A 5551-nucleotide genomic window follows, 5' to 3' on the forward strand; every position below is an offset into this window, starting at 1 on the left:
AAAAAAACCCGCCGAAAAAACCGCCGCTAATTGCCATGAAAACGCCAAAAATTTTCACCGCGGTAGCAATTTGTTCTTTGCTAAAACCCATATCTTGAAAGAAAACGTTGCTCATGACGCCGGCTAACATATCAGCGATGCGATAAATGCCGATTAATGCCAGTAAAATCAGGGCTTTTTTCCCGTAGCGCGCAAAAAAACTTGCGATCGGCTCGATCCATGTTTGCATGATTAAAGTTCGCGGTGCCAAACCGCATTTTATCGCTAAAAAAGCGCTGAAAATGGTGACGCTGCCGGCGCTTAAAAAACTTAATCCTTCGCGCAGAACCGCGTTTAAAACGGCAAAAATGGAATCTTTGTGAACCAAAATAAAATGTGTTTCAAACCAACGGCTGATTGATAAAAATGTGCCGATAAAAACGCCCAAACAGGAAACAAAAAGCAGCAATATTTTAAGGGAATCAGCAGCAGACAAAGGCGCGGTTTTTTGATGAACGGGTTCCGGCGCCAGCAGCGTGGTGATAACGCCGATATTCATTGCCGCCGCGATGATGTAATAACTGTTTTGCCATGCGGAATAAACATAATGCTGTTCGTTAGAGCCAAATTTTGCCGCAAGAAATAAAGTGCCTGCGCCCGCAATTAACATGCCGACGCGATAACCCGCAACATACATCGCGGAAGTTATCGATTGCATGCCGCTATTATCGCCGGCAATTTCAATGCGGTAAGCGTCAATAACGATATCTTGCGTAGCCGAAGCAAAGCCTAAAAATACCGCTGCCAACGCCATATGCGTCAACGTTGAAGATGAAATCGGATTGATATTTGCCATCGTGATAATGGCGGCGATGATGCACAATTGAGAAAAAAGCAACCAAGAACGGCGTTTTCCTAAAAAATGCAAAACGGGCACGGATAAAGCATCGATTAACGGCGCCCAAATAAATTTAAAGGAATAAGCCAAAGCCGCCCAGCTGAACATGGTAACCGTCGCGCGGCTCACGCCGGCTTCGCGTAACCATAAAGATAAAGTGGAAAAAATCAGTAAAATTGGAATGCCCGCGGCAATGCCCAAAAAAAACATTAAAAGCGCGCGCCGATCGAGATAACCCGCAGCAGCTGCGCGCCAGTGGCGTGAAAATATCATGATAATGCAACCAAAAGCGCGGATTTTAGCAAATAATCGTTAAAAACGTGATCGGCGAATCGCTATTTATAAGTGTGCCGAAAAATGCTTATTTACCGCGCGGATCAGTTCATTTTCTATGGTTGATTGACTGCGAAATATTATGAATGAAGCAATTGTTTTAATGCCGCGCCGATTTCTGCAGGAGAAGAAACGGTAACGACGCCGGCATTTTGTAAGGCTTTAATTTTTGCCGCCGCGCTCCCCATATTGCCTTTGATGATGGCGCCGGCATGTCCCATACGTTTGCCCAACGGCGCGGTGCGTCCAGCGATGTAAGCAACTACGGGTTTTTTAATGCAAGATTTGATAAATTCGGCAGCTTCTTCTTCCGCAGAACCGCCAATTTCGCCGATCATAACGATGGCGCGCGTTTGCTCGTCTTGTTCAAAAGCGCTTAAAACGTCAATAAAACGGGTGCCACAAATGGGATCGCCGCCGATGCCAACGCATGTGGATTGTCCAAAACCGCTTTGCGTGGTTTGGTGAACGGCTTCGTAAGTCAGCGTTCCCGAGCGCGAAACGATGCCGATACTGCCTTTTTGATGAATATGCGCCGGCATAATGCCCATTTTGCATTCGTCAGGCGTAATAATTCCTGGGCAATTAGGGCCGATGAGGCGGACGTTCGTCCCTTTTAATGCGGCTTTTACTTTGAGCATATCTAAAACGGGAATGCCTTCCGTAATGCAGGCAATCGTTTCAATACCGGCATCGATGGCTTCGAGAATGGCGTCCGCGGCAAAAGGCGGCGGCACAAAAATCATCGAGGCATTCGCTTTTGTGGCGCAAACGGCTTCATAACAATTATTAAAAACAGGACGATCGAGATGCGTTTCGCCGCCTTTATTGGGCGTGACGCCACCGAGGAGTTGCGTGCCGTAAGCAATGGCTTGTTCGGAATGAAAAGTGCCTTGTGAACCGGTAAAACCTTGGGTGATAACGCGCGTGTTTTTGTCAACGTAAATACTCATTGTTGTTCCTTATTGTGCTGCCGCGATGGCTTTTTGCGCCGCATCGATTAAATCGTCCGCAGCTTGCAAATTTAACGGACATTCGTCGAGCATTTTGCGCCCGAGATCAACATTATTGCCTTGTAAACGCACGATGACGGGAATTTTTAAATCGATTTCTTTTGCCGCTTGAATGATGCCGTCGGCGATTAAATCGCAGCGGACAATACCGCCAAAAATATTGACCAAAATGGATTTGATGCGCGATGACGTCAAAATGAGTTTAAAGGCTTGTTTAACGCGTTCTGATGTGGCATCACCGCCAACATCTAAAAAGTTTGCCGGTTCACCGCCGTACAGTTTAATGATGTCCATGGTTGCCATGGCAAGACCTGCGCCGTTTGCGATGCAGCCGATGGTACCGTCGAGCGGAACATAATTTAATTGCAATTCTTGAGCCTGCGTTTCGCGGTGATCTTCCTGCGTTGTGTCGCGTAAATCCACCAATTCTTGATGACGAAAGAGCGCGTTATCATCGATGCTGATTTTAGCGTCAAGCGGTAAAAATTCGTGATCTTCGGTGATGATAAGCGGATTGAGTTCGAGTAGCGTTAAATCGTTATCAATAAATAATTGGTAAAGACGATTCATCAGTTTTGTAAGCGGCAATTGATAGGATTTATCCAGTTGCAGTGCGCCGCCAACGCGCGCAGAAAGATAAGGAGAAAATCCGATGGCTGGATTGACACCGGCATAAATAATTGCTTCAGGATTTGTTTCGGCGACGGTTTCGATTTCGGTTCCGCCTGCCATTGATGCGATAAAAACGATTTGTTGGCGCGGGCGATCGAGCGTTAAAGCAAGATAATAAGTGGCGATGGCGCGGCATTCTTCTTCAATTAATACTTCATTGATGGGTAAACCGTCAGCGCTGCTTTGTTCCGTTTTTAAACGACTTCCGAGCATTGCGGCGCTGATATGGTGCACTTCATCGAGCGTTTGCGCAGTTTTGATGCCGCCGGCTTTACCGCGTCCGCCGGAATGTATTTGTGCTTTAACGACCCAACGATTGCCGCCTAACTGTTGCGCGGCTTCTTTTGCTTCCACACTGTTTTTAATGATGATGCCGCGCTGCGTTTTGATGCCGGCAGCGCGAAGTAGCGCTTTTGCTTGATATTCGTGTAGATTCATATGTGTTCCTTATCAACGGGCAGCGCTCGATGAGCGCGTTTTCGTCCATGAATTCGTTAATAAATTTATTTAATTCAGCGTGTTATATGATTATTTTGCTCAATTTTGAGCAAAAACGCGCTTATCGTATCAAAAAGCGGGGAAGATCGTCACGGCGTTTGCGGATTTTGTGCGCGGAGAATGGTGAATAATTGCGTCATATCATCAGGCAGCGGCGCGGTAAAACGCATGATTTCATTGGTGGCGGGGTGATGAAGATGAAGTTCAACGGCGTGCAAGGCTTGCCGCGGAAATTCGGCGAGCGCTTGGCGCTGTAATTCCGTCAGCGATGACGCTAAAAAGGGGCGCGCGCCATATAATTTGTCGCCTACTAAAGGGTGCCGATGATGGCTTAAATGTACGCGGATTTGATGAGTGCGTCCAGTTTCTAATTGAACGCGTAATAAGGTTAACGTTTGCCAGCGTTCTTCAATGCGGTAATGCGTAATGGCGGGTTTGCCGTCGGGGCGCACTGCCATTTTGAGGCGATCTTTAGCATGACGACCAATTGGTAAATCGATGGTATCGCCGGCAGTGATGTAACCATAAACCAAAGCAAGATAAATGCGTCCCATGCTGCGATTTTGCAGTTGGCGCACGAGATCGGTATGCGCGCGTGCGCTATGCGCAATAACCATGGCGCCGCTGGTGTCTTTATCGAGACGGTGAACGATGCCGCTGCGCGGAAGATGTTTGGTTTGGGGAAAATGGTAAAGCAAGGCGTTGAGCAGGGTGTTGTCGTGATTGCCGACGGCGGGGTGAACGACTAATCCAGCGGGTTTGTTGATAACGATGATGTCGTCATCAGCATAAAGTATGTTTAAAGGCAGGTTTTGGGCGCTGTCTTCAGTTTGAATTTCCTGCGTTAAAACGCCGGTGATTTGGTCGCCAGCACAAACCAGCGATTTACTTTTCGCGGCGGCACCGTTTAATAATACGGTTCCCGCATTGATCGCGTCTTGCCAACGGTTGCGGGAAAATTCGGGATAATTGCGCGCCAGCACTTGATCGAGTCTTAGAGCATGATTGTTGTGGTCAACGATGAAATTAATGGGGTGTTGCGTGAGTTGTTTGGGCATACGGGTCTCAATGTATAATGATGATTTTTAACAGGTAGGAGCCGAGATGAAACTCCGTAAGAACGGTGTCGCAATCATCGCAATGGTAGTGTTTTTGGCGGGCTGCTCGGGAATGCAGTTGGATCATACCGCAAACTGGAACGCGCATCAGCTTTATCAAGCCGGTAAAACGGAGATGGAAAGCAGTAGTTATACGACCGCTATCGATTATTTTACCAAACTGTTGGCGCGTTATCCGTACGGTGTATTGGCTCAACAAAGCATGTTGGATATTGCTTATAGTTATTACCGCGCCGGTGAGGCGGAAAAAGCGCTCGCGCAGTTGGATAGTTTTAGTAAAACTTATCCGCAACACCCTTATATTGATTATGCTTTGTATATGAAAGGGGTGGTGGAGTATGAAAAAAATATTTCTTTTTTCAAACGGTTACTTCCCACCGATTTGTCGCAAACGGATCCTACGCCTTTGAAAAATGCTTTTGATTTATTTGCGCAATTAGTGGAACGTTTTCCGCAAAGTGAATATGCCGAAGATGCGCGTTATCGTATGATTTTTCTCCATAATTTGTTGGGAAAACATGATTTAGAAATTGCCGATTTTTATTTGCGTAAAGGCGATTTTGTGGCAGCTGCCGCACGCGCAAAAAATATTTTAGAACATTATGAAACGACGCCGAGCGCGCCTTATGCTTTGGCGATTATGATTCGTGCGTATCGTGAATTAGGGCAAAAACTGTTAGCCGATGATGCGATGCGTGTTTTTAATATGAATTATGTTGATAGCTTAGAGTCTCCAGAAATTAAGCGCTATTTGCAGGGAAATATTCATAAGCAAGCAAACTTTTTTGATAGAATGCGCGGAAGCTCAATAAAAAAATTATGAAAAAGCAAAATGTTATCAAAAAACCAGTTAAAAAATATGAAAAACAGTTGCAAAGGGGGAGATAGAAGCTATAATGCGCACCTCTTGAAACGGAGCGCTACTTAAAGCGGCTTGAAAGAAGAGGTTTTGAGTAGAGAGATCTTTAACAACGAGAATAAGATAGTTTGTGCGGGTGTTTTGTAACGAAAGCACTTGATTGATGAAAATTGAACAAGTG

At 46.0% G+C, this 5551-nt stretch carries 6 protein-coding genes; 1 reads left to right on the forward strand and 5 read right to left on the reverse strand.

Going from position 1 to position 5551, the window contains the following annotated elements:
* The 4 genes from AKG33_RS06480 to rluD all read right to left on the reverse strand — a co-directional run.
* Positions 1-1150: MFS transporter (locus tag AKG33_RS06480; RefSeq protein ID WP_050708044.1), on the reverse strand; the 1150-nt coding region annotated here is incomplete at its 3' end.
* Positions 1151-1290: 140 nt separating this feature from the next.
* Positions 1291-2163 carry a succinate--CoA ligase subunit alpha gene (gene sucD, locus AKG33_RS06485; RefSeq protein ID WP_012031597.1) on the reverse strand — a complete coding sequence of 291 codons (873 nt, stop codon included), beginning with the start codon at positions 2161-2163 and terminating at the stop codon, positions 1291-1293.
* Between the two features lie 9 nt (positions 2164-2172).
* Positions 2173-3333: an ADP-forming succinate--CoA ligase subunit beta gene (sucC, locus tag AKG33_RS06490; RefSeq protein WP_050708045.1), complete on the reverse strand. Its 1161-nt coding sequence runs from the start codon at positions 3331-3333 to the stop codon at positions 2173-2175.
* Positions 3334-3482: 149 nt separating this feature from the next.
* Positions 3483-4451, reverse strand: coding sequence for a 23S rRNA pseudouridine(1911/1915/1917) synthase RluD (gene rluD, locus AKG33_RS06495; RefSeq protein WP_012031595.1), 969 nt, complete (start codon positions 4449-4451; stop codon positions 3483-3485).
* Between the two features lie 46 nt (positions 4452-4497).
* Here rluD and AKG33_RS06500 point away from each other — a divergent pair, with 46 nt between their 5' ends.
* Complete coding sequence (locus AKG33_RS06500) at positions 4498-5334, forward strand: outer membrane protein assembly factor BamD (protein ID WP_012031594.1); 837 nt, start codon at positions 4498-4500, stop codon at positions 5332-5334.
* A gap of 27 nt (positions 5335-5361) precedes the next feature.
* Here AKG33_RS06500 and AKG33_RS07530 read toward each other — a convergent pair.
* Positions 5362-5551 (reverse strand): hypothetical protein (locus tag AKG33_RS07530; protein WP_235503166.1); only part of this gene is annotated, 190 nt, incomplete at its 5' end.

Source organism: Dichelobacter nodosus, assembly GCF_001263335.1.
Classification (GTDB): Bacteria; Pseudomonadota; Gammaproteobacteria; order Cardiobacteriales; family Cardiobacteriaceae; genus Dichelobacter; species Dichelobacter nodosus.